At 42.2% G+C, this 25,274-nt stretch carries 26 protein-coding genes; 11 read left to right on the top strand and 15 right to left on the bottom strand.

Going from position 1 to position 25,274, the window contains the following annotated elements:
• Positions 1-120: 120 nt before the first annotated feature.
• Positions 121-1,023, top strand: coding sequence for a GIY-YIG nuclease family protein (locus ACOJR9_RS09220; protein ID WP_032094204.1), 903 nt, complete (start codon positions 121-123; stop codon positions 1,021-1,023).
• Between the two features lie 125 nt (positions 1,024-1,148).
• Complete coding sequence (locus ACOJR9_RS09215; RefSeq protein ID WP_032094205.1) at positions 1,149-1,403, top strand: helix-turn-helix domain-containing protein; 255 nt, start codon at positions 1,149-1,151, stop codon at positions 1,401-1,403.
• Here ACOJR9_RS09215 and ACOJR9_RS09210 read toward each other — a convergent pair.
• The 8 genes from ACOJR9_RS09210 to ACOJR9_RS09175 all read right to left on the bottom strand — a co-directional run bounded on the left by ACOJR9_RS09210 (position 1,386) and on the right by ACOJR9_RS09175 (position 9,669).
• Entirely contained in the window at positions 1,386-1,517 is a 132-nt protein-coding gene (locus ACOJR9_RS09210; RefSeq protein ID WP_420935949.1) for a MerR family DNA-binding transcriptional regulator, read from the bottom strand. The genes ACOJR9_RS09215 and ACOJR9_RS09210 overlap by 18 nt on opposite strands.
• A 258-nt stretch (positions 1,518-1,775) precedes the next feature.
• Positions 1,776-4,886, bottom strand: coding sequence for an efflux RND transporter permease subunit (locus ACOJR9_RS09205; protein WP_420935948.1), 3,111 nt, complete (start codon positions 4,884-4,886; stop codon positions 1,776-1,778).
• 60 nt (positions 4,887-4,946) lie between these two features.
• Positions 4,947-5,894 (bottom strand): efflux RND transporter periplasmic adaptor subunit, encoded by a 948-nt coding sequence (locus ACOJR9_RS09200; protein ID WP_420935947.1) that lies wholly within the window; start codon positions 5,892-5,894, stop codon positions 4,947-4,949.
• Positions 5,887-7,314 (bottom strand): TolC family protein, encoded by a 1,428-nt coding sequence (locus ACOJR9_RS09195; protein ID WP_420935946.1) that lies wholly within the window; start codon positions 7,312-7,314, stop codon positions 5,887-5,889. Before ACOJR9_RS09195 ends, ACOJR9_RS09200 begins: the two co-directional genes overlap by 8 nt.
• Positions 7,315-7,385: 71 nt before the next feature.
• On the bottom strand, positions 7,386-7,763 hold the full coding sequence (locus ACOJR9_RS09190; RefSeq protein WP_420935945.1) for a hypothetical protein: 378 nt from the start codon (positions 7,761-7,763) through the stop codon (positions 7,386-7,388).
• A 19-nt stretch (positions 7,764-7,782) separates the two neighbouring features.
• Entirely contained in the window at positions 7,783-8,694 is a 912-nt protein-coding gene (locus tag ACOJR9_RS09185) for a cation diffusion facilitator family transporter (RefSeq protein ID WP_420935944.1), read from the bottom strand.
• Complete coding sequence (locus tag ACOJR9_RS09180; RefSeq protein WP_420935943.1) at positions 8,681-9,046, bottom strand: DUF3703 domain-containing protein; 366 nt, start codon at positions 9,044-9,046, stop codon at positions 8,681-8,683. Before ACOJR9_RS09180 ends, ACOJR9_RS09185 begins: the two co-directional genes overlap by 14 nt.
• Positions 9,043-9,669, bottom strand: coding sequence for a cation transporter (locus ACOJR9_RS09175; protein ID WP_420935942.1), 627 nt, complete (start codon positions 9,667-9,669; stop codon positions 9,043-9,045). Before ACOJR9_RS09175 ends, ACOJR9_RS09180 begins: the two co-directional genes overlap by 4 nt.
• An 81-nt stretch (positions 9,670-9,750) precedes the next feature.
• On the opposite strand from ACOJR9_RS09175, the gene cadR reads away from it, so the two are divergent.
• Positions 9,751-10,176, top strand: coding sequence for a Cd(II)/Pb(II)-responsive transcriptional regulator (gene cadR / locus ACOJR9_RS09170; protein ID WP_420935941.1), 426 nt, complete (start codon positions 9,751-9,753; stop codon positions 10,174-10,176).
• Between the two features lie 101 nt (positions 10,177-10,277).
• On the opposite strand, the gene ACOJR9_RS09165 is transcribed toward cadR, so the two are convergent.
• Positions 10,278-10,733 carry a hypothetical protein gene (locus ACOJR9_RS09165; protein WP_013783939.1) on the bottom strand — a complete coding sequence of 152 codons (456 nt, stop codon included), beginning with the start codon at positions 10,731-10,733 and terminating at the stop codon, positions 10,278-10,280.
• A 954-nt stretch (positions 10,734-11,687) separates the two neighbouring features.
• On the opposite strand from ACOJR9_RS09165, the gene ACOJR9_RS09160 reads away from it, so the two are divergent.
• The 6 genes from ACOJR9_RS09160 to ACOJR9_RS09135 all read left to right on the top strand — a co-directional run bounded on the left by ACOJR9_RS09160 (position 11,688) and on the right by ACOJR9_RS09135 (position 17,446).
• Positions 11,688-13,496, top strand: coding sequence for a copper resistance system multicopper oxidase (locus ACOJR9_RS09160; RefSeq protein ID WP_420935940.1), 1,809 nt, complete (start codon positions 11,688-11,690; stop codon positions 13,494-13,496).
• 10 nt (positions 13,497-13,506) lie between these two features.
• Positions 13,507-14,256: a copper resistance protein B gene (locus ACOJR9_RS09155; RefSeq protein ID WP_032094216.1), complete on the top strand. Its 750-nt coding sequence runs from the start codon at positions 13,507-13,509 to the stop codon at positions 14,254-14,256.
• Positions 14,257-14,278: 22 nt separating this feature from the next.
• Positions 14,279-14,695, top strand: coding sequence for a hypothetical protein (locus ACOJR9_RS09150; RefSeq protein ID WP_032094217.1), 417 nt, complete (start codon positions 14,279-14,281; stop codon positions 14,693-14,695).
• Positions 14,696-14,716: 21 nt separating this feature from the next.
• Positions 14,717-15,226, top strand: a complete 510-nt coding sequence (locus tag ACOJR9_RS09145; protein WP_032094218.1) for a DUF305 domain-containing protein — start codon at positions 14,717-14,719, stop codon at positions 15,224-15,226.
• 46 nt (positions 15,227-15,272) lie between these two features.
• A complete protein-coding gene (locus tag ACOJR9_RS09140; protein WP_032094219.1) occupies positions 15,273-16,013 on the top strand; it encodes a MauE/DoxX family redox-associated membrane protein in 741 nt (246 codons plus the stop codon).
• Between the two features lie 95 nt (positions 16,014-16,108).
• Complete coding sequence (locus tag ACOJR9_RS09135) at positions 16,109-17,446, top strand: APC family permease (RefSeq protein ID WP_420935939.1); 1,338 nt, start codon at positions 16,109-16,111, stop codon at positions 17,444-17,446.
• A 106-nt stretch (positions 17,447-17,552) separates the two neighbouring features.
• Here the strand turns inward: ACOJR9_RS09135 and ACOJR9_RS09130 are convergent, their stop codons facing one another.
• The 6 genes from ACOJR9_RS09130 to ACOJR9_RS09105 are packed head-to-tail and all read right to left on the bottom strand — an operon-like array spanning position 17,553 to position 21,922.
• Positions 17,553-17,756, bottom strand: coding sequence for a hypothetical protein (locus tag ACOJR9_RS09130; RefSeq protein ID WP_032094221.1), 204 nt, complete (start codon positions 17,754-17,756; stop codon positions 17,553-17,555).
• Positions 17,757-17,808: 52 nt separating this feature from the next.
• The gene (locus ACOJR9_RS09125; RefSeq protein WP_032094222.1) at positions 17,809-18,174 is read right to left on the bottom strand and encodes a hypothetical protein; all 366 of its coding nucleotides are present in this window, start codon (positions 18,172-18,174) and stop codon (positions 17,809-17,811) included.
• Positions 18,175-18,232: 58 nt separating this feature from the next.
• Entirely contained in the window at positions 18,233-18,886 is a 654-nt protein-coding gene (locus tag ACOJR9_RS09120) for a methyltransferase family protein (protein WP_032094223.1), read from the bottom strand.
• Positions 18,876-19,175, bottom strand: coding sequence for a DUF2933 domain-containing protein (locus ACOJR9_RS09115; RefSeq protein ID WP_032094224.1), 300 nt, complete (start codon positions 19,173-19,175; stop codon positions 18,876-18,878). Before ACOJR9_RS09115 ends, ACOJR9_RS09120 begins: the two co-directional genes overlap by 11 nt.
• A gap of 29 nt (positions 19,176-19,204) precedes the next feature.
• Positions 19,205-19,561: a cupredoxin domain-containing protein gene (locus ACOJR9_RS09110; protein ID WP_420935938.1), complete on the bottom strand. Its 357-nt coding sequence runs from the start codon at positions 19,559-19,561 to the stop codon at positions 19,205-19,207.
• A gap of 9 nt (positions 19,562-19,570) precedes the next feature.
• Positions 19,571-21,922 (bottom strand): heavy metal translocating P-type ATPase, encoded by a 2,352-nt coding sequence (locus ACOJR9_RS09105; protein WP_172602874.1) that lies wholly within the window; start codon positions 21,920-21,922, stop codon positions 19,571-19,573.
• A gap of 337 nt (positions 21,923-22,259) precedes the next feature.
• Between ACOJR9_RS09105 and ACOJR9_RS09100 the strand changes: the two genes are divergently transcribed.
• Positions 22,260-23,309: an IS110 family transposase gene (locus ACOJR9_RS09100; RefSeq protein ID WP_420934858.1), complete on the top strand. Its 1,050-nt coding sequence runs from the start codon at positions 22,260-22,262 to the stop codon at positions 23,307-23,309.
• A 258-nt stretch (positions 23,310-23,567) separates the two neighbouring features.
• Positions 23,568-25,099, top strand: a protein-coding gene (locus tag ACOJR9_RS09095) for an IS3 family transposase (protein WP_420933012.1) whose coding sequence is annotated in 2 segments (ribosomal slippage) — positions 23,568-24,030 and positions 24,030-25,099 — 1,533 coding nt in all. Because the reading frame shifts where the segments join, the coding sequence is not laid out codon by codon here.
• Positions 25,100-25,274: the final 175 nt, after the last annotated feature.

Here is a 25,274-nt window from a genome sequence, read left to right as displayed (position 1 = left end):
ATAACAGTCACAAAGTTAATTAAACACCGGCAAATATTTATTTGGTTTAAATAAGGTAACTGTATATTATTCAATATAATCGGGACAAAATAATTGAGCCGAAGATATTTGGGAATAAATATGACCGTCAGCTCTTATGAAAAAGACCTTGCTATATGTGAACATGTATTTAATCATTTTATTTTAAGTGACCAATTCTTTGGATTTGTCACCATTGGTATCCTTGCAAAGTATGCTAACAAAAATAATGTTTATTCTAGTGATTTTAAATTATTGGTTCGCGAACGAGGTTTTGATTTAAAATCAAAATGTAACGAAAGAGGCGTATACTTCTCTCGCTCGTGCTCCAAGGCTCTCGCAAACAAACATCCAGTTAAATTATTACGATGTGCTGAAATACAATCAGTGATTGCTGAAAGCGGTATAAAGGGGGCTTTATCGCAGTTAAAAATTAAAAGGAGCATAATCGACCAACTCTTTTACGAAATGCTAGGGTCGGTGCAGTACCGAACCAATTTTTTAGAGCTTGGATGGGATATTGCCGACTTACCCCACCTTACCACTCCTCTTTATAAACAGATGGTCAAATACATAGTAAACAATCAGGTTACCGATAAGCATGCATTACGCAATGCAATTGTGAGAGATATGAATGATGGAAAAAAATGGTGGTTGCACGAACATTTAGTGAATACTGACAAGCCTGGCTTCATTTACGTAGCTATGCTGTCAGAGGAAAACAATTTGTATCGGGTTAAAATAGGCCAGACTGAGCGTGAAATAAAAAAACGCCACAGTGAACATCTCAGAGCAAAAAAAGTAAATATCGATACCACGTTTTTGTGTAAATATGTCGAGTCTCCTGTTAAAGAAGAATCCGCTATTTTGTCTTATTTCAGGGAGCATGGGCAGCTGATTAGTGGCAGAGAAGAATTTATCATTAATAATAAGTTGGCAGCGACACTCAAGGACTATTTAGTCAGCGATGTTAGCTTTGCTACTTTCGTTTCTCAAGCACAATAATAGCCTAAAGATGTCCATAAAAGGCGTAGCAGTCCAAATTACAATGGCAAGTTGGCAACTAATCTCTTAGCATGAACGATATTCCCTAATTTCGGGACATAAGATTTCACTGTCATAATGCAGTGATGATTAAATCTCTTGCACATCCCGATTATTTAGCCCTTACAAGTTGGCTTAAAAATTCCCGTAAACAGAAAGGGTTAACTTTGAGAGATGTTGCTGAAAGAATTGACGAACCATTTCAAACAGTGAGCAAGATTGAAAATGCACAGCGCAATTTAACGATCTTAGAGTACGTAGAGTATTGCAGAGCAATAGAAGTAGATCCGGCAATTGGCTTAGATTTGATCATTAAACTATCGTCAAAGAGAAGATATTGATAGTACACCTTGAGATGGTTTTATCGGTTGCTGCAACAAGGCCTTCTTTTCATAGAATCGAATAGTCTCTACACCCACATTTGCTTCCTTTGCGAGTTTACTTATTGTGTACATATAAAGCCCTAAATAGTTTGACTCACTTACTAAACGAAAAATAGCATCAAGTCATAATTTATACCGAGTTTGCATAAATTCATCACGAGCATCAACAATAACTGATGATGGCAATTCGACAAAATCGAACGGTAAAAACAACACAACCCCTTGGTCGTCATGCTCAGTCACACCCTAAAGTCGTCTATAAAGAGCCTGATATCACAGAGTTAGCATGGCAGATGTCTTTTTTAAATAAATCTGCCGTTCACTTCTCCTTTATTTAAGTTTTCTGCCGTGCACAAGTCGATATAAAACAGGCAAGACTATCAATGTCAGCAAAGTAGAAGAAATTATTCCGCCAATGACCACTGTTGCCAAAGGTCGCTGCACTTCTGCTCCCGTCCCTACATTCAGCGCCATTGGCACAAAACCAAGGCTAGCAACCAATGCCGTCATCAGTACCGGCCGCAAACGCGTTAATGCACCGTCAACAATTGCGTTAATTAACTCTCCTGTCTCTTCCAGCCTTTGACGGATAAACGACAACATAACCAAACCGTTAAGCACAGCAATGCCAGACAGTGCAATAAAACCAACGCCTGCTGATATAGACAAGGGCATGTCTCTCACCCATAGCGCAAAAACGCCACCTGTTAATGCTAAAGGCACACCGGTGAAAATTATCAATGCATCTTTCACCGAGCCAAAGGCAATGACTAGCAATGCAAGAATTAAGAAAAGCGTCGCTGGGACAACAAGGCTCAATCGCTGACTCGCACTTTCTAACTGCTCGAACGTACCGCCATAATCAACCCAATAACCACTTGGCAATACGACATTTTCTGCTATTTGCATTTTTGCTTCATTAACAAACGAGCCTAGGTCGCGCTCTCTTACATTGGCAGTCACCACAATACGGCGCTTGGCGTTTTCTCGGCTGATTTGACTGGGTATACTGGCATATTCAAGTGTTGCAACTTCTGCTATAGGCACATAATCACCAACCCCAGTCATACTAGGTATGCTGCCTAGCGTATCAAGATTATTGCGAATATCCTCTGAGTAGCGCACGACTATCTCGAATCGCCTGTCGGCCTCGAATATCAAGCCTGCTTCTTTGCCGCCAATCGATGCGCTTAACCAAGTTTGCAAATCAGTGACATCCAAGTTATAACGCGCTAAAGCATAAGGCTTGGGGTTCACGGTAAAGATAGGAATCTCATCAACTTGCTCAACGCGTGCATCCGCAGCGCCGGGTATATCTTGCAGTACCGCTAATATATCACCGGCTGAATCGCGCAGTTTATCTAAATCATCCCCATAAATTTTTATACCTAAGTCGGCTCTAACGCCACTAATTAATTCGTTAAACCGCATTTGGATAGGTTGAGTAAACTCGTAATTATTGCCGGGCACGTTTTGAAGCTCACGCTCCATTTGCTCGACAAATTCGGCTTTAGATAAAGTAGGATCTGGCCATTGGTCGATAGGTTTCAACATCACAAACGTATCGGTAACATTAGGCGGCATCGCATCTGTGGCAACTTCGGCCGTGCCGGTTTTAGCAAAGACAGTGCTCACTTGTGGGTACTGCATAATGACGTCTTCAAGCCTTTTTTGCATATCCACGGCTTGCTCAATGCCAGTGCCGGGCACTCGCATAGCGTGCAAGGCAATATCACCCTCATCGAGTTGAGGAACAAATTCAGAGCCAAGACGCATGCTTAGCCAAACGCTCACAATAACTAATAATGTCGCTGAGCCTATTACCAACCAACGTAGTTTCAGCGCCCATAAAAGAACAGGACGATACACCGATTTCGCCCCCACAATGATTGGACTCTCTTTTTCACTGACTTTGCCCGACATAAACATCGCAACGGCTGCTGGCACAATAGTGATTGAGAACACCATCGCAGCAAGTAATGCCAAGATGACGGTGGCCGCCATCGGGTGAAACATCTTCCCTTCTACCCCTGTTAAACTAAAAATAGGGATATATACAATGGTAATAATCATCACGCCAAAAAGACTAGGTCGTATTACTTCGTTGGTTGCTTCATATACAACTTCAAGTCTTTCCTTCATGGGCAGCACTGAGCCGGTTCGCCTCTGCGCTTCACTTAAGCGCCTGATACAGTTTTCAACGATGATAACCGCACCATCCACAATTAACCCGAAGTCTAGCGCCCCTAAGCTCATTAAGTTTGCGCTTACGCCTGTTTGCACCATCCCCGTTATTGTGGCGAGCATAGCGAGCGGTATCACAGCGGCGGTAATAATGGCTGCTCTTATGTTCCCAAGCAGAAGAAACAACACCACAATCACTAGTAATGCGCCTTCAACGAGGTTTTTACGGACAGTATTAATGGCTTTATCTACCAGCGCGGTGCGATCGTAAACAGTTTCTATTACCACACCTTCGGGCAAGCTAGCTTGGATTTCATCCACTTTGTCAGCCACTGCCAAGGCCACAGCACGACTATTTTCACCAATGAGCATCATCGCAGTGCCTAAGACGGTTTCCTTACCCTCTCGTGTTGCAGCCCCCGTTCGAAGCTCTTTACCAATAGCCACTTCGGCAATATCGTTGACGGTCACTGGAGATTGATTAGTGAGTGTTACCACTACATTACCTATATCTTCAATTGTGGCCAGTTGCGCTTGAGAGCGCACCAGTATTTGTTGACCGTTGCGTTCAACATATCCCGCACCTTGGTTGGCATTATTGCGCTCCAATGCCCGCAGCAGATCGTCAGTGCTCACACTATAATTAAGCATACGTTGAGGATCAGGATTCACATGATATTGCTTGGTAAAGCCGCCAATGGCGTTAACTTCGGTGATACCTTTTACTAGAGCGAGTTGAGGCTTTACCACCCAGTCATGCAACTCTCTTAAAGCCATCGCATCAAAGTCTCTGCCATCGGATGTTAATGTGCCCGGCTCAGCGCTGAGTGTGTACATGTAGATTTCACCTAAACCAGTGGCAATCGGTCCCATCTCTGGCTCAATACCCTCTGGTAGCTGACTTTTAATAATGCCTATGCGCTCATTAATGAGGTTTCTGGCAAAATACAGGTCGGTGCCTTCTTCAAATACGGCGGTCACTTGAGACAAGCCATAACGAGATAGTGAACGGGTATAATCCAAGTTTGGTATACCCGCTAGAGCGTTTTCTACCAAAAAGGTGATGCGTTGTTCAGTTTCAAGCGGCGAATAACCAGTTGCTTGTGTATTAATTTGTACTTGGACATTGGTGATGTCGGGTACTGCGTCAATAGGCAGTTTTTGATAACTAAATAAGCCAAAACCAATGACTAAAAAACTCAGCATCAAAAATATACCGCGCCTGTCTATTGCTGTGCGAATAATGGAAGCTAGCATGTTAAGCCTCCTTTAAAGCCTTGCAGTAGCAAACATGTATATTCGGATTGAATTGAGGCATTAATGGTCATGACCGGCCTCCGATTTTTCCAGATCCGCTTTGATCAGGTAACTATTGGTAACCACAACAAGCTCACCTAATTCAATGCCGCTGATGACTTCAATAAAGCGACCATCCGTCACACCAAGCTGCACGGGGCGTGGTTTATATTCATTATCATAACTAACAAATACCACTTGCTTGTCTTCATACTCTTGCACGGCAGTAACAGGCACCATATGACTTACGGCCTTAGTGGCGGTGGTTACCTGCGCCTTTACTAAAGTGCCTAATGGCCAATAGCCACTGCTATTATCCACAGTGACGTTGGCAAGCGAATGCGGACTGCCATTGGCAGATGGCGTCAGATAAGCAATTTCAGATAGCTGTTCAAAGTTTGCATGTCTTAATTCAACAGCTTGTCCTACCTTAATTTTGCCGAGGTGCTGCGAGAACACGGTTAACTGTGCCCACACATTCTTATAGTTTGCTAATGAAAACAGTACTTGTCCGTTTGATAACTCACCATTATTGGCATGCCGCGCTATTACGTTGCCATCAAAGGGAGAAACAATCGAGTAGCTTTTTAAGCTCTCATTTGATTCTACGACTGCTAAAACATCTCCTTTTTTAACTGTGTCGCCAATATTAACTTTGACATCTTTGATCACACCGTCAAAACGCGCTCTGATATGACTCAATGAACTCGGATCTGCGCTTATTCGGCCATAGAGTGTGGTCGAAAGTGATATGTCGCCAGCGATGACATTTGTGGTGGTAATCCCATTTTGCATAGCCGTCTCATCACTCATCGTAACGACTTCACCAGCGTGTTTATCGTCCTCATGAGAATCACTACCTGTGTGTTTGTCCCCTGCGATTACCGTCCCATGTATCATCATTAGCGTGACGCTTAAAACGAGTGCTTTTAATATTGTGAATGTTTTTAATTGAGTAAATTTATTCATAATCGTTACTTCTTATCGAAATGTTTGATGGCTGCTGCATAGTGATGTTGTGCTCTAGCTTTTTGGAAGCATTGTTCTTTGCAGTATCAGTTTTTGAAGTGCCGCTTTGTGGAGCCTTAAGTGCAAGACCGGTAAGCGTTTCAATTTCTGTTTTGCTTAGGTGCACTTGAGACGCCGCCTCGATTAATGTCAGGCGCGTATCTAAGAATTCTTGTCGAGTAGATACCCATTCCAAATAGCTAAATCTGCCATCTAAATAAGCGCTTTTGACTAAATCTAAGGCTTCTTTAAGAGGCGGCATTACGGTTTGTTGAATAGCGTCGACCTCTAATAATGCGCGAGTGTGCTCCCCTAAAGCCTGATTAACTGAATGTAAAAGACTGCGCACATTACTCTGTTTTTGCAGTTCTATTGCATCAAGGCGTGCCTTTTGCGCCTCGTATTCGCCTAGATTTCGTTTTTGTTGAAACAATGGCATGCTGATCCCAGCTGTAAAAGCGGTTTCATCAATACCTTGTATTCGCCGAACACCGGCTGACCATTCAATGTCAGCTCGATTATTGGCTTGCACTAATCTAAGCTGCGCCGCTTGAACGCGGCTTTGTTTTGCAAACAGGTCTATATGCGGACTGCTTTGAATAGCGGTCGAAAGCGTCTCGAATGAGCCAGTGTCGTGAAACGCAAAAAGTTGACCTTCCACTCGCTTAAAAGTGGGCGTTTGTTCGCCCCACATGATGGCAAGACTGCGCAATGCAAATTGAAGACTTTCTTGAGCCAATTTAACATCGAGTTTTGCTTGGGCTAGTGCGGCTTGGGCGCGTTTTTGCTCTAGCAATGGTGACGCGCCTGCATCAACCCGCTTAGCAACTGCGTTATAGGTATAGAGTGCAAGTGTCTGTGCGTCGTTTTGCACGTCTAAGGTGGCCTGCAATACGAGTGCTTTGATGTAACGACGATTCAGCTCGCCGAGGACATCTAGTGTGCGTATTTTCTTTTCCACTTCTTGTTGTATTTTACGCTCAGAGAGTACATTCAACCTTGCGCTAGGCTTGTCGTTGAGCTGTAGTACAGATGACAAGGTCAAACTGACTTCAAGCTCCTTAATGCCCGACACCTCGCCGGTTCCCATAAAGTTCTCTAGTTCAATCCCAGCATTCAGTGCGGGTTTAAGCGCGGCGGTTTTTGATTCACCGTCAATTACTCGCTGTCTAAATTCAAACTCATACAAACTTGGATTATTGGCAAGTGTAAGTCTGATTGTATCTTCAAGGCTTAGCGTTTCTCGCACGGGCGCTTGAACACCTTCATCTATATAGCGATTAGTTTGTACCGCTTGAGCGGTAAGTGGGCTCAACGTTAAGCCCAATGCGCAAGCAAACGCAATGGCGCGTGCATGCACAAAAATAGGAAACATTTTCATTAGAATATCCTAATAATTTATCAATATTCAGCGTCGCGAGAGTCTTCAACGCGACACTATCGAAAGCGATATTAGGATAGTGTTTTGGGTGGGCGTAGTAATCGGTTGATGGGTGCGTCGATGATCGCATCCAAATAATTAAAATTGTGGATAGATAGCACGGATTGTAGATTGTTGATGTCGTGCTGACCTAACCACTGCGCATGCGTACCGTGGCAGTGGCCACAATGATGGCAATCGGCAGGGTTATGGTGATCTGCTTTTGCTGACTCACCAAGCACTTTAGTTGGAATATCATTTGACGCTTGATTGTGCCCTGAATGCTGGTGTTCATGTTGCAGATGTTGTGTTTCTATTGTATGAAAATCTAACGAATTGGCCACAGCAGAAAACGACTGAAAGAGTATCAGCGAGATCAAGATGTAACTTATGTGTTTTAGATTTTTCATGAGCGCGAGTCTACCAAGTCTATTTCACTTCGTCACGACATTGTTCATCGGCAAATTCTATTTCGACTGTAGTGTGTTCAAAGTCGTACTTTGCTAATGATGTTTGTACGCTATGCTTCAATGTTTGGATGTGCTCAATGTTCACCTCACCCTGTAAAACAAGATGGACTGTCATGACATTTCGCTCGCCGTCTAAAGACCAAATATGAAAATGATGGAGGTCGCTTACCTTATCGTTTGCAAGCAAGTCGTTTCGGATTTTTGACATTTGCTCCTCATCTGGTGTTGCTTGTAAAAACAACATCAGGGTTTCTTTTAGGTTACGAAACACATTGAAGAGAATGAACAAAGTAAAGCCAATGGACAGGATGGGATCTAAAATCGCCCATGGCTTAAACATTAAGACGATCGATACAATAAATACGGCCACCCAACCGAGCACGTCTTCTAACAAGTGCCAATTAAGCACGCGTTCATTTAATGACGTTCCTTCACTTAGTTTATAAGCGGCAAAACCGTTTACTGCCATACCAAAAATCGATAATGCTAACATCCCTTCAACTTGGGGCATTTCAGGCTCTGCCAAACGAGGTATCGCTTCAAACAATATCCAAATCGAGCCCACCGTGAGCACTAAACCGTTAATTAATGCGCCCAATAAAGAAAAGCGTTTGTAGCCATATGAAAACGTTTGATTAGCATCTTTGTCGCTAAGCTTGTTCAATCCCCACGCTGTGCCAATTGACAAACTATCGCCTAGATCATGCACTGCATCTGCCATAATAGCGGTGCTATTGGTTAGCCAACCACCAATAAATTCAATAATGGTGAACACCACATTTAAGAAGAACGCCCAGCCAATTCGCCTTGATGCATCGTCTGAATTGCCATTTGAGTGTGTATGGCTATGTGAATGATTATGACTGTGCATGTTTAATCTTATCCAAGATTGCTTTATTTGCTTGTGAAATAGGCATGGGTTTAAACGGGCTTACATTTGCCCCGCCAGTATTGCCCTCCGGCAACAAACCAACAGCCGTTTTGGTAACAGCACCAATCAGCCTGAAGAGCTGCCCGAAGACTTCTTTAATGTCCTTGCGTTTTAAGCCAAATTTAAGCATTTCATAGTGTACTCGGGTATGATGAAAAGTAGAGTGTTGACCAATCACATGCGCATCCTCAAGGGCTTTAAATTCTGTTTCTTCATCTTGATTTGTAAATGCATGTTGAGCATCTCTTAATTTTTCTTCTACATAAGGTTTTGCTGCTTGAGTAAAATTCATAACACTTCTCCATTAGATGCGCTGTTATTACGAAGTTCTTGCTTAGCATCTTTTAAGATTAAGATTGCACCCCGCAAGACGATAATTGAAACAATAAAGCCAATCACTAAATCAGGCCAGCGAGTGTCAAACAGATAAACCGTGACGCCCGCTACAATGACACCCATGTTGGCAATAACGTCATTCGCCGAGAAAATCCAACTCGCTCGCATATGTACTTCGCCGCTCTTCTGTTTTCTTATGATTGCCAAACATATAATGTTAGCGATTAGTGCAACAAAACCCATCCCCATCATTAACAATGACTCGGGGTCACTGCCTAATATCGAACGACGAGCAATATCTAATAAAATAATAAGGCCTAGAATCAATTGAAAATATCCGCTAATTTTTGCGGCATTTGCTTTGTGAATGATGGTTTTACCCACTGCATAAATACCAATGCCATACACCACCGCATCCGCAAGCATATCCAATGAATCAGCAATAAGCGCTGTTGAGTCAGCCAATAACCCTACACTCATTTCAACAACGAACATAACGGCATTAATGCCTAATAACCAATACAACACCCTTTTTTGTTCTTGGTCTTTGATTTCAATGTCGCACCCACAGCCGCTCATAAAAACACTCGCTTTACTGACTTATGACACAAGTGTAAACTCTATACTTGGTATAGAGTCAAGCGCATCAGGTGAAGTAAAATGAAAATAGGACAGTTAGCAGATAAAACAGGCCTAAGTATTCAAACTATTCGCTTTTATGAACGAAAGGCGTTGTTAGCAGCACCACAGCGCACGCAATCGAATTATCGAAGTTATTCGGACGAAGCACTAAAGCAGTTGCTGTTTATTAAGCAATGCCGTGCGCTCGATATGACGATTGAAGAAATTAGTTTAGTACTAGAAACACGAACTAACCCAGAAAGCAGTTGCGAAAACGTCAATGCTACAATGGACAAACATATTGATGATATTAAGCATCGAATATCTGAGCTAAACGCTCTACAGAAAACACTTAAATCCATGCGAGCCGCTTGTAACGACGATAAGAAAATCAAGGAATGCGGTGTTTTGCACAGAATAGACAGCATTGTAGATTCGCACTGCCCTGCAAAACGTAACGACTGAGCCTCAATGACTCGTTCGCTAGCGAACGGTATAACAAGTTGTTGCCTCACAATAAATAGTATTTCCAATGAAACGCTAGTTTTACCGATTGGGTTATAAAATTAAATATCCTGAAATCTATTTAATCCTTGAGCCATCCGCACAATTTCTTGATTTTCCAGTGCCAGTAAGTTGTCCAAAAGTTCTTTATGATGAGGGATTACAGCCTGCTCTCTTAGATAAGAATAAAGTGCTATCACTTCTTGATGTTGTTCAATTACGATTGCTGCAATCTCTGAGTCTGCCTTTTGTTCAAATGCGCCGTCGCAATGTTCGTGTAAAACTATTGGATTCTTTTCCAAATATTCTATAAAGAGCGTTTCCAACTCTCCAGATTCCGCTTTCACTGAAAATGATTTAATAAGCGCTGCTAAATGCTCCTCATGAGCAATCAAGTATTGCATTGCCATTTTTGAGCGCTCAGAATTATTTGGTTCGCAATGCGTGAGGCAGCTTGCTAGTTGTTTATGGAAATCCATGGTCCACTCTAAAATATCTCTTACACTTTCTATTTTCATACTAACTCTCGATATCCCGCACAGATTAAAAAGGCTCCAGACAGAAATTTAAAGTAAATACCGCTTAAAATCATAACGGCTAGATTACAGTTGCATTACAAATTTGTCAGATCCGCTCGTTTATGTGTCGTTTCACGTTGGGTCACTTTAAATTAAAAATTAAGCCATGAATACGTCACCACTTATTCGCTTATTTCAATTAAGAAAGAGGCTAAAACTCTCATCTAGGCTTGACTAGTCATAGTCGGACTGCTTTTTGCACTACTCTCAAATAAGACTAGGAGAGAGTGACTATATGGACATTAAGTTGTGCTCTACTTCCCAAGACTTAGGGCGTTTTGACTTGATTTGTTGTAGAAGAGCGATTTTTTATTTCTGTAAGGTTGATTGCATTATTTACCTACATATGTGAACTTTTTACCCGATATTGACGGGGTTTGAGCAACATTATGAACGCAAATAAAACAGATAAAGGATTACTTGATGCATTTGTAAAATGCGCTGCGTGCCTCGCTTTGCTTGTTTTATCATTGTCTAGTGTTGCATGTGAGCCTTCAAACAAAAATGACGCAACTGCCAACTTCATTGAGTCCGCAACGACTCAGCATCATTCTGACAATACGCAACATTTGGAACATTCGCAACACTCGGAACATCAAGATCATACAGAGTGCGACGGTAAGTGTTGTGACGGTGTTTGTGAGTGTAAATTAGGCTCGAGCTCTAACCTTTCATCAATGGTTGCACCTGTTTTGAAATCAATCAATGCACCATCTTTTTCAAACTTTTATTTCTTCAATTTTTATCATTTCTACTCGGGGTTTAGCCTCCTGAGGCCGCCTAAAATCAACTTCAATTCTTAAGCAGTTTGTCAGGTTACTACCTTACAAACATGTAAACAGTGCAGCGTATCGCACATATCGCTAAAGAAGTGAGGTTCTTATGAATAATCGAATGAAGCAACATAGGCGCATTTTTTTGAGAAACGCGGCTTATGCCACTGGTGGCTTTGCCCTGCTAGGTCAGATGAGAGCACCTTGGGCTTTCGCAGAGGGTTATAGCAATAGCAAAAATGACAACAGTATTGCAGAGGTAAACTACGGGGATGCAGTAGTAAGTGGGAAAAACATCAACATGACTATTTCTCGCCAGCAAAAGAAAATTGCCGGCGATGTTGCAAGCCCTATTACCATCAACGACATATCACCTGGCCCATTGCTCCGGTTAAGAGAAGGTCAGCAAGTTAAGATTCATGTTACCAACGAATTACCAGACAGCACGTCTATTCATTGGCATGGTTTTATTCTCCCATTTAACATGGATGGAGTACCTGGCGTTTCATTTCCTGGTATCGACCCGAACTCTACGTTTACCTATGAATTTGATATAAAACAAAACGGCACCTATTGGTATCACAGCCACTCGGGACTGCAAGAGCAACTGGGGCACTTAGGCCCGGTCATCATTGACCCTTCCGACGGTGACATAGGTGCAGACAGGGAGCATGTCATTCAGTTAAGCGATTGGACCTTTGAAGATCCACACGATGTGTTCAGGCATTTGAAAGTGGCAGAGGGTTACTACAACTATCAACAACGCACCATAAGCGACACTGTTAACGATATTAAAAAGCAAGGTTTTTTTAATACAGTAAAAGAAAGAGCTATGTGGGCCAATATGCGGATGAATCCCAGAGATATTCTCGATGTAACAGGCTCCACATATACATATTTAATAAATGGCAGAGATGCTCAAACCAACTGGACCGCGCTCTATAAGCCCAATGAAAGCATTCGATTAAGGCTCATAAATGGCTCCGCCATGACGTATTTTGATTTTCGTATTCCGGGCCTCGAAATGACGGTAGTGGCTGCTGATGGACAACCAATAAAACCCGTTAAAGTCGATGAACTTCGAATCGCGGTTGCTGAAACCTATGATGTAATTGTAAGGCCAATCGGCACGACTACATACACTCTTTTTGCAGAAAGCATGGACAGAAGTGGCTTTGTTCGTGGAACGCTTAGTACTGAACTTGGGAAAGAAGCGCCTGTGCCGACATTGCGTGAAATGCCAGAGCGTGGCATGGCGGCCATGGGGATGAATTCAGATATGGCCGGGATGGAAGGCATGAACAAGCAATCTAATAAGCCAATGAATAAAGAAGAGTCTTCTGAGTCATCAATGGACACAATGAATGACCATTCATCGATGCATATGCGAGCACTCCCGGTAGATAATATTAATATTGAGCATGATGAGGAGGGTCATGGACCCGGTGCAAGTATGCTTGCAACAAACCCTACCAGTCGACTTGATGAGCCAGGCATTGGCTTAGAGGACGCAAAACATCGGGTACTATTATATAGCGACTTGACCGGCGCTGAGGAATGGCCCGACACCAGAGAGCCGACCCAAACTATTGAATTACATCTTACTGGCAATATGGAACGTTATATGTGGTCGTTTGATGGACTCAAATTTAACGAAGTCGATGGCCCTATTCATTTTAGGTATGGCGAACGAATTCGTTTGATTTTAGTGAACGATTCTATGATGAACCATCCAATCCACTTACACGGTATGTGGATGGAGTTAGAAAACGGGAATTATCCGCCCCCCCGAAAACATACGATAAGTTTAAAACCCAGCGAAAAAGTGTCGCTCTTGATAAGCGCAGATGCCCCCGGAAATTGGGCATTCCATTGTCACCTGCTCTATCACATGGATGCGGGCATGTTCAGAATCGTATCGGTCTCGTAGGGGAAATTATATGAAAAACACGTCTAAAATTTTCAGTACTTTACTAATTGGTCTTTGCGCATCGTCTAATGCGCAAGAGATTCCATCAGATTGGCCAAAACCAGTCGAACAGTACAACACGGGCATGATTTTATTTGACCGTTTTGAATATACACGCACAAACGATGAAGAAAACATCGGAGTGTGGGACATGATCGGATGGTACGGCGGTGATACCTATCGCCTTTACTTCAAAAGTGAAGGCGAAAACAAGCAAGATGATGGCGAACCAACAGATTTAGAGCGAGCTGAGCTCCTTGCTAGTAAATTAATTGCGCCATTTTGGGAATTTCAAGTCGGTATTGGCACAAGAGGACTGCTAAGTAGCGATACGAGTATGGAGAACTATGCCGTCATTAGCTTGTATGGGGTTGCTCCTTATCAATTCGAAATGGATAACTCCATTGTGATTAATGAGGATGGTGATGTCAGTTTCTCAGTAGAAGCCGAATATGAAATAAGAGTAACCCAAACGTCATTCTTACAACCGAGACTTGCCCTTGCTGGTTCGCTTTCAGAATCTGAAAGGTTTGACCGCCCCTCTGGCCTCAATTCGATACGTTTAGGTTTGCGATATCGCTATGAGTTTGCAAGAGAGTTTGCACCATACGCAGGCATTTATTGGAGTCGGAGTCTCGTTAATAGCGCTGATATTGCTCGAAACAAGGGTGAGTCGGTAAGTGAAACTGGTTTCGTGGTGGGTGCTCGATTCTGGTTTTAAGCGCTTTTAAAAGGAGCAATCAATGGAAGTAATTATTCAGTTGATGATAGCTTTAGTGGCAATAGGCCTCGCTACGACGAGTCATTTTTTAAGCCTCAGAGCGTTAAAAAATTACGTTGTTAGCTCAGACCTTTCTGCATACTTAAAGCTCATTGCAGTAGTTTATGGCATAACCTTTAGCCAGTTGATAGCTGCCTTTTGGTTCGCCGTAGGGTTTCTGTTATCTATAGAGATCGGTCTAGGCGATTTGCAGGGATCAAGTTCTCTTTATTTTATTGAAATTTATTACTTCTCACTCATTAACTTAACCACCTTAGGATTAGCTCAACTAGAGCCAATTGGGCATTTAAATTTCTTATCAGGTTTGGAGGCAATGACGGGCTTTTTGCTTGTTAGCTGTTCGGCCTCTCTAATATTTAAAACAATGAATCAGTCCTAGAAGGACAGACAGGATAACGTGATGACTAAATATACAAAATTTTTAGCAATGATCTTTACATCAACTGCGGCCATGCTGTTAATGATGTATTTCAATACATATGCATTTGACCACATTTTTTTTAGCGAAACGCGGTTTTACATGGCTATCTATATGGGCTCAATAATGGCAATCATTATGTTGCTATTTATGCTTAACATGTATGAGAACAAAGCCAAGAATTGGACAATTTTGCTAGGTAGCGGACTCATCTTTGTGATCTCACTGTACCTAGTCCGCTCTCAATCAACCATCGCTGATGAAGCGTGGATGAAAGCAATGATACCGCATCACTCTATTGCGATTTTAACTAGCGAGCGAGCCAATATCTCAGATAAGCGAGTCCTCAAGCTAGCAAACGAAATCATTGCGGCGCAAGAGCGAGAAATCAAGGAAATGAAATGGTTACTAGAGGACATAGAGAAGAATGGTGAAGTAAAAACTGAAGCTGAAGTTGAAAGTCGTCAAGTACCGGATTTCAGTCAAAAATAGACACGCCATTGGAAAATTACAAATTACTTATAATTAGGAGAAGACCATGGAATTAAGAGCAAAATTATATCGAATGCATACAGATGAACACATTTGTCCCTATGGCTTGCGATCTAAAGACCTACTGGAACGAGAAGGGTATCAAGTAGAGGACCACAAGCTAGCAAGTCGTGAAGAAACCGATAAGTTCAAAAACGAACACGAAGTAGAAACAACCCCTCAAACGTTTATCAATGGAGAAAGAATCGGAGGGTATGACGATCTACGTGAATATTTTGATTTAGGGGAAGCAGGACAAACGGGCACCACCTATACACCTGTCATTGCAATATTTTCAGTTGCATTGTTAATGGCACTAGCAATCGCATATGCCTTTGTTCAAAGCAATTTTTTCATTCAAGTTATAGAATTATTTGTTGCATTTAGCATGAGCTTATTAGCGATTCAAAAGCTTAAAGATCTCTATAGTTTTACGAACTCCTTCATCACCTATGACTTACTCGCTATGAGGAATATACGCTACGGCTACATTTACCCCTTTGCCGAAGCGTTCGCTGGAATCGGAATGCTCGCAGGCCTGTCTGGTTATCTCGTTGGCCCTGTCTCTCTATTTATCGGGACAGTAGGCGCGGTTTCAGTATTCAAAGCGGTGTATATTGATAAGCGTGAACTCAAATGTGCATGCGTGGGCGGTGATAGTAACGTACCGCTTGGCTTTGTATCACTCACAGAAAATCTCTTTATGATTGCCGCAGGGTTATGGATGCTCTCAACCGCAATGATTTAAAGACGGTGGAGACATATTTAAAGCTTTAAAAACAAAATAGATTTGTGTCTCCACAAAATAGTCTTTCTTAAACCGCATTTTAAGGAATATTTACAATGAGTTCTCACAACGAAGATTATGAAAAAGGAAGCTTAAGTTTAACCGGTACAATAGCGATGGGCACTGGTGTAATGATTGGAGCAGGAATATTTGCGCTCACCGGTCAAGTCGCGGAATATGCAGGTTCGCTTTTCCCGCTTGCATTCATCATAGCCGCCATCATTAGTGGATTTAGTGCCTACAGTTACATCAAGGTTTCAAACAAATATCCATCTGCGGGCGGGATCGCAATGATATTAAAAAAGGCCTATGGACCAAGTGCCGTGACCGGAGGTGCCGCATTATTAATGGCACTTTCAATGGTTATCAATGAAAGTCTGGTGGCCCGAACGTTTGGCACATACACCCTTCAGTTATTTGATGTGCAAGAAAATAGCATATTAGTCCCGATACTAGCTATCGGACTCATCATTTTTGCATTTGTTGTAAATGTTGCGGGTAACAAGGTAATTGGAAGTGTATCTAAGGTTACAGCCGTCTTGAAAATTGGTGGCATATTAATTTTCGCCCTTGTAGCACTCTGGGCAGCAGGGTTTGCTTTTCAAGCCGCTAGTGCTGATGTAAGTGAAAATTCCTCTGCTAGTGGATTTTTAGCTGGGACCGCTTTGGCGATTTTAGCCTACAAAGGATTTACAACTATCACCAATAGCGGCGACGAGGTGGTCGACCCAAACAAAAATGTTGGGCGAGCCATTATAGTGTCTTTATTAATTTGTTTGGTTATCTATTTATTAGTCTGCTATGCCGTAGGCTCCACATTAACGGTCAAACAGATAGTTGCAGCTAAAGACTATGCACTCGCTGAAGCGGCTCGTCCCGCTATCGGACAGTATGGTGTTTGGTTTACGGTGGGTATTGCAATAATAGCGACCGCATCGGGTCTACTAGCCAGCGTTTTTGCGGTTTCGCGTATGTTGGCAATGTTGACAGATATGAATTTGATCCCCCATCGGCACTTTGGTATGCCCGGTAATATTCAAAAACATACTTTGGTCTTTACTGTAGTTGCTGCCGGACTACTTGCCGCTTTTTTTGATCTTTCAAGGATCGCATCTTTAGGAGCCATTTTTTACTTAGTAATGGATATTATCATTCATTGGGGCGTATTAAAGGTACTTAGAAAAGAGGTTGGAGCAAACCCACTGGTGGTGATCACCGCAATTATATTAGATGCTGTTGTTCTTCTCGCATTCATTTGGATCAAAGGCAGTGATGATTTACAGATTATCATCATTGCTGGCATTGGCATTGTTGCCGTTTTTGCCTATGAGCGCTTTTTCCTCAGGCATAAGCGCAAAGATGATGACGATGAAGGACATGCCCATGATGGCTAGAATAAAAAAACTTTGAGGATATAGTGCGGGAAATGCACGTTTATCGGCCTGAACATTCTATAAAATTGAATCAGTCCGATAGACGTGTAGATATGAGCTCTACTAGTTACACCTTCACAGATATTGATTGCTTAATTTCACTCGGCTCGGTCTGGTTATTACCGTTCACTTTATTCGCCTCCGCAATGGCGCTTTCTCCAGCTTCTTTCTTTTTACAGTTGGATGTTTCTGCTTCTGCTGTTTGATGATTTTTTTCCAATTTGTCACTCACAATCGGTCGATAAACTGGCGTGTTGTTAGAAATCTGCATTGATAATGTCTCCTTAAGATTAAAAAGGTTTTGAACGATGTTTTAAGTCTTTTTATTTAGAGCGCTTGCCCAGATCAGTTGTATGGCAGCTCCATGGCTTATGTTTGGCATTTTCGCGAATATTTTCGTCAACAAATTGATAATAGCCTTCTTTGAAATGCGTCCACCAATCGTCCGAAATGTCGGCTCTGTGCGTTCGAACTATATTCTCGATGCCATCCAGTTCACAATGCGTCGCATCATAACCAATATGAAGCGTGTTGGATGACTCTTCAAAGGACACTGCATCAACGCCGATGGTTGAATCTATATCTCGGACAATTAAGTCTAAATTGTCCGCAGTCACACCCGTCAGTCGAAGGTGACGAATTACTAAATTTAATTCATTTACACCAACTCTATGATGTTTGTTACTCATTGTTTTTTCCTGCCTATAAATATGTTGATACCTTCGACCATCGCGTTTTACAAAAACGTTAATTGCCATATTGTAGATTTGAACTGCTTAATTTAGGGAGCCAAGCAGGCGTGTTATCTTTGTATGCTAAATAACGCTCCCCAAATTCGGCTATCGCAGCCTTTTCTTCACGTTTCGCTAAGCGAATATAGACTAGTGTCAATATTGGAAACATGATCAATGTCGGGATGGTGGGCCATTGCAATAAAAAGCCAAACATTATGATAATAAAAGCTAAATACTGTGGATGGCGACATCTTGCATACCAACCTGTATTGGCAAGCGAATGGTTTTTCTGCGCATGATGTAAAACGTTCCACGCAGAAGATAAAATAAAGAAACCAGCAACGATGAGTACATTGCTAGTAATGTGCAATATGCTCCAATGGGCATCCCCCTCAAGACCTAAAATCGTTTGGAGCAAATGTCCATTTTCATGTGCAAAAAAATCTGTGTTTGGGTAAAGCTCTGTTAACCAGCCTGACAAAAAATAGATGGTGAGTGGAAACCCATACATTTCTGTGAACAAAGCAAGTATAAAAGCGGAAAAAGCACCCAAGCTTCTCCAATCGGTCTTTGATTGTGGTTTTACAAAGCTAAATGCAAAAAATATAAAAATGGCCGAATTTATGAAAACTAAGCCCCATAGGCCATAGTCGGATTCACCGTGCATCGTTTTCTCTCTTTTCTTCGATGTTTGTAGTTGTTTTTTGTTGAGGCCTTTCTTTGAACGTCATTTGGTCTTCTTCTGTCTCTTTTTGCTCGTTATTATGACGATCGTGCCCGTGACTCCCATGCATAAAAAAATGCATAAAGGGGCAAAGTAACAGAATCAGGTAAGGCAAATATGACCACACATGCTCGCCATGCTCAAAAAATAAAAAGTAACTCGCAGCAGCAATGAGTCCCAGTGCAGCCCACCCAGAAGGCGTTTTCCAAAATGATAAATTTGAATTGCTCATATTTATTCTCCTTTTTGAAAGCTAACGAATCATTGAACCGTTATCTTCCCTTTATACATTTGCATTTGACAGTGAAACGCGTACTCACCTGATGGTAGCGCTGGAAGAGATATAACTGTCTTCTTATTTAAAGGTAGCCGTTCTGAAATATCTAAATCGGGTATTGATAGCATTTCTGCGCAAGGAATCGCATCAGCTCGATGAAATACTATTTGTCTTTCTTCATTCGCTCTGATTTTGATGTGTGCTGGTTGGTAAATACCGTCTTTTACCAAGACCTCTAACGAGCCTTCAGCGATACTAATATTGTGCTCTTTGTACAACCAAAACCACCAGACGATTAGAACAATAAGCGCAATTCCTACAAGGTTGATCCATAGCATCATCACAATCTCCTAATGCTCTTTTGCTTTAAACAATCGCAAACGATTGGCGTTGGTGACGACTGTTAGTGATGAAAACGCCATCGCAGCACCAGCTATTACTGGACTTAATAAAAGACCGAAAAATGGATATAAAACACCGGCAGCGAATGGAATACCCGCAACGTTGTAAATAAATGCTCCGAATAGGTTTTGCTTAATATTGGTTAGAGTGGCTTTACTCACCGCAATTGCGTCAGCAAGACCATGAAGAGAGCCCCGCATTAGCGTAATGTCAGCGCTTTCAATGGCTACGTCAGTACCTGTACCTATTGCAAAGCCTACATCTGCGTGAGCTAGGGCGGGTGCGTCATTAATACCGTCACCTGTCATACCCACAATTTCTCCCATCGTTTGATACTCAGCTACTTTATTTGCTTTTTCCTCAGGCATAACTTCAGCCACAAACTCTGTGATACCTGCTTTTTCAGCTACTGCCTTTGCCGTTGAACGATTATCGCCAGTTAGCATTACTACCCGAATTCCATTGTTCTGAAGGCGCTTTATTGCATCAATAGAATCAGTTTTAATTGGGTCGGCAACTGCAATTACTGCAACAAGTAATGAATTAACCGCAAAATACATTGGGGTTTTAGCTTCAGAGGCTAAGCCTTGGGCTTTTTCGACGTAGTCGCTAATGTCAATATTTCGCTCTTTCATTAGCTTTTCGTTACCGAACAAAAGCGTGTCACCCTTAAGCTGTGCTTCAACGCCCTGCCCAGCAATCGAGGAGAACTGAGTGACTTTTTTAGGTAATATGTTTTTTGATTTGGCACTTTCAACTATCGCCATCGCTAAAGGATGTTCTGAGCCTGCTTCGATACTCGACGCGAGCATTAGCACTTGTTTTTCATCTTGACCGGGTGCTAACAATACATCGGTTACCTTAGGTGCTCCCTCAGTAATAGTGCCTGTCTTATCTAAAATCATCGTAGTAATTTTACTGGCTGTTTGCAGCGCCTCGCCGTTTCTTATCAACACACCAGCTTCTGCGGCTTTGCCTACTCCTACCATTACTGACATCGGTGTCGCTAAACCAAGTGCACATGGACAAGCGATGATGAGAACTGTTGTTGCCGACACAATTGCGTAAGCAATAGCTGGAGACGGCCCAAAGTTTAGCCAAACTAGAGCGCTTATTACGGCGATGATCATAACAACGGGCACGAAGTAAGCTGAAATGATATCGGCTAAACGTCCTATCGGAGGCTTTGAATTTTGAGCGCGTTTTACCATGTTGATAATTTGAGCAAGCGCCGTATTTTTGCCTACGCGCGTTGCCTTAAAAATAATTGAGCCTGATTTATTAATCGTACCAGCGACGACTTCTACCCCCTCTGTTTTTTCTACAGGCATCGGCTCACCGGTCAACATAGATTCGTCAACTGTGGAGTGTCCTTCTACCACCACGCCGTCTACTGATATTTTTTCACCTGGCCTGACTCGAATAAGCTCATCGAGCAATACTTGTTCTATTGGAATGTCTTCATCTTTATCGTTTCTAATAACACGGGCTGTTTTAGCTTGCAGGCCAATTAAACGCTTAATCGCTTCTGAAGTCTTACCTCGCGCTTTAATCTCAAGAGCTAAGCCAAGATTGATTAAACCAATAATCATTGCAGTCGCTTCAAAATATACGTGTCTTGCCATTAGGGGAACCACATCAGGAGCAAACACAACCACCATTGAGTAAAGCCAAGCAGTTCCTGTTCCGAGAGCTATTAATGTGTCCATATTCGCAGAATGATTTTTAAATGAATTCCAAGCGCCCACATAAAAGTGTTTACCCGCAAAAACCATTACGCCAAGAGTCAGCAATCCGACGGTTAACCAAACGAGTCTTTCTGTAGTAGTTGTTACTGTCATTTCGCCAAAGACCAGACTGTAAATCATCAATGGCACACCAAGCGACAACGCAACGGCCATTTCGCGCATTAATTTTTTGTAGTATTGCCAGTCGGCTTTTTCTTTTTCGTCCAGAGCTTCTTGCTCAGAGTCGCTGTCGTCTAATTTTGCTTTGTATCCGGCTTTTTCCACCGCTTCTATAATATTTGAAACCGATGTATCTCCAGTTACCGTGACAACACGCTGAGCGAAGTTCATCTCCGCTCGTTCAACCCCAGGCAGATTGTTTAATGCCGCCTCAATTTTGTTGACGCAGCTGGCACAACTGGCTCCTTCAATTATAAATCGATTTTCTGATAGATTATTGGGCTCTTGGTTGGTTATGTCTTTGACCGCAGGAGTTTCGCTCGCTGATTGGGCTTGCTTGTTACAACAACAGTTATTCGCTGTCTTTTGGGTAACTTTTTCAGTTGCTGTCATTTAGACTCCGTCGTGTTATTGGCGCGTTTAACTTTTTTCTGTGCTCTGTATTTGCATAGATTCATATTTTTTTGACTCTAATTGCATAGTAATTAGGGGCAATACGGGAACAAGACAAAAAGCAATAAGGTTGCTTTTATATTAAACATAATTTTAACGGTGTAAGATGTTAGGAACACGGCACTGGCATTACAGTTTGATTACTTTTCTGTCATTTATGAGATAAATAATTGGTATGCGCAAAAACCCCCTGTGTCAGGATAGATAATTGGACTCCCCTTTTATGAAGCTGTGAGTTATTTTACTCACGTCTAAGGTACTTATTTGGAGTCAAATTGTGAAAAATGCAATCGTAGGTGTAGATTTAGCTAAAAATGTGATTCAGGTTTGTGTTTATTCAAACCAAAAAGTGCGCTCTAACAAAGAGATGACAACGAACGAATTTACAGAATGGCTCGCCAATTCAACGCCTGTCGTAATTGTATTCGAAGCATGTGGTACATCAAATTACTGGAAACAAAAAGCAGGTTCACTAGGGCATGACGCTCGCCTTATATCACCTACTTTAGTTAAATCGGTTCGGCAGAATCAAAAAACAGACAAAAATGATGCGTTAGCGATCGTACAAGCATCCTTGTTACCTGATGTCACTTTTATCGCTGGTAAGTCTATTGAACAGCAACAATTGCAATCAATGATGCGTCTTCGAGAGTTATGTGTAAAACAAAAAACAGCCTCATACAATCAACTAATCGCTCTTTTGTCAGAATTTAATATTAAAGTCTCAAATAGAAATGGGGGCTTAAAAGGAACAATTGAAACTGTATTAGAAGATGCCGAGAATGGCTTTTCAGCTGAATTTAGGCAAGCCTTACATATGGCTTGGGAGCAATACTCGTCAATCGTTCAATCTATTGGTGTATATGATTCCTGTCTTGAAAATGCGCTTGAAAGTCACAGTGATTGTAAAAAACTACTACAGCTAGAGGGTGTTGGTCCTCTTAATGCCATCAATTTGTACATCGCATTAGGTTGTGCAGAACTAGGTGTATTTAAGAAAGGAAAAGATGCTGCTGCATGTATTGGTTTAACACCGATACAGCATTCATCTGGAGGCAAAGCTAAATTTGGCACTATAGGTAAGTATGTCAAAAATGGCTTGCTCAGGAGCCAACTTATTACTGGCGCTCTATCTGCTGTTAGTATTGCTATGAAGAAAGAGCCAAGAACAAAAAAAGACCTTTGGATAAGGGCGTTAGTCGAACGCAGAGGGAAAAAATGTGCATCAGTAGCATTGGCCAATAAAACAGTTAGAACTGCGTATGCTATGTTAACTAAAGGTACGGAATACGAAGCAGAGTTATTGCCGGATCCAGCAAGAGTTTAAGCAATAAAATGCAAAAATATTGATTTAAAATCAGCTAACTAATGCAGTGTGACAATGAGAGTTTTAGACTCGCAGGATAGGTTTGTAAGTTAGCCCGCGTAAATATCATAGAGTCGAGTTAGCTACTCAATATGAGCTCGTACATAAGTGCGCATTTAATTCTTTAGATTTGTTTTTATTGTTGACATCGGGGAGTCCACATAAGTTGTCGCCTCAGTAATTATAATAATAGAACAGGGAGCGGTAAGTTAGTTATGAGTGAAGCATTATCCAGAAGACCATAAGAAAGCCGTCATTAGAAAGCTTGTTGAAAGTGGCTTATCATTACGCCAATTCGCAAAGCTAGAAAGTATCAACTTATCTACTTTGTATTCATGGCGAGATAAGTATTTAAAAGCAGGTTCTAGTTTGGCAGATAGCAATAGTTCAGATGGTTGGTCACCAGAGCAAAAGTTCTCAATTGTTTTAGAAACGGCTTCATTAAGCGAAATAGAGTTAAGTGAGTATTGCCGTGAAAAAGGGCTTTACCCTGAGCAAGTTAAAGAATGGAAGCAAAGCTGCATTGCAGGCAATCAAACTAAAGCCCTGCAACGCAAGCAATTAACCCAAGAGCGAAAGGAAGATCGTAAGCGAATTAAAGAGTTAGAAAGGGAGCTAAAGCGCAAAGATGCGGCGCTTGCTGAAACAGCAGCCTTATTGGTGCTGAGAAAAAAGTTAAATGCCTACTGGGGGGAAGACGAGGACAATTAACCTCACTCGCAGATAGGCAGTATTACGCATCTCTGATTGATGAAGCAGTCTCCTCCGGTGCAAGAAAAGAGAAAGCCTGTGAAGAAGTTGGTATGTCTGTACGCACATTACAACGCTGGCAGGAAAGTGGTGAAATCAGCGGTGATAAAAGGCCAGTAGCTGTTAGGCCAGCGCCGAGCAATAAGCTCACAGAGGAAGAGCAGCAAGCGATATTAGCGACCTGTAACCAAGACGAATACGCTAATTTAGGGCCAAGCCAGATAGTGCCAATGCTGGCAGATAACGGGCAATACCTAGCGTCTGAATCGAGCTTTTATCGTGTGTTGAAAGCCAATGACCAGCTAACCCATCGAGGAAAAGCAAAACCCAAAGGTAGCCGAGCTAAACCTAAGGGGTACACAGCAACAGCGCCAAACCAAGTGTGGACTTGGGATATCAGTTACTGTCCGTCAACGGTCATTGGTCGGTTCTTTTATCTCTACATGATAATCGACATCTTCAGCCGTAAGATTGTTGGTTGGGAAGTTCATGAAAGCGAGTCTGGTGAACATGCAGCTGAATTGCTTGAGCGTACTCTCTGGGCTGAAAAATGTGTAAAACAAAACGTGGTATTGCACTCAGATAACGGCAGCCCGATGAAGTGCCTGACGATGCAGGCCAAAATGATTGATATGGGCGTAATAGGCTCTCGTAGCCGCCCCGGTGTAAGTAATGACAACCCGTACTCAGAATCATTATTCCGCACGGTCAAATACAGTCACCGCTGGCCAAGCGAAGGTTTTGAAAGCCTTGAAGATGCAAGAGCTTGGGTGAAAGGCTTCGCGCAATGGTACAACAACGAGCACAGGCATAGTCGCATCAAGTTCGTGACACCAGCGCAACGCCATAATGGTGAAGATAAAGGAATATTGGCAAAGCGCCATGAGCTATATAGTAAAGCGAAAGAGCAGAACCCCAACCGTTGGTCAAAGGGTATCAGAAACTGGGATGAAATCGGTGATGTGGGGTTAAACCCAGAGAACAAAAAAGAAGCAGCTTAACAGCTTAGGCGACAACTACCTTGAAAAACGCCGAAAACGACAATGTGAACGGCTACTAATTGACTAGAAGACTTTTAGCTAGAAATTGGACTCACCCAACATTATGAACATCTTTAGGCTATTATTCGCGAGAAACGAGGTCATCAGTAATCAATGATGTAGCCCTGAATTTTAA

Source organism: Alteromonas ulvae (genome assembly GCF_048987005.1).
In the GTDB taxonomy this organism is placed as follows: Bacteria; Pseudomonadota; Gammaproteobacteria; order Enterobacterales; family Alteromonadaceae; genus Alteromonas.
Note: the sequence above shows the minus strand (reverse complement) of the source record. Positions and strands in the feature narration are given on the sequence as shown.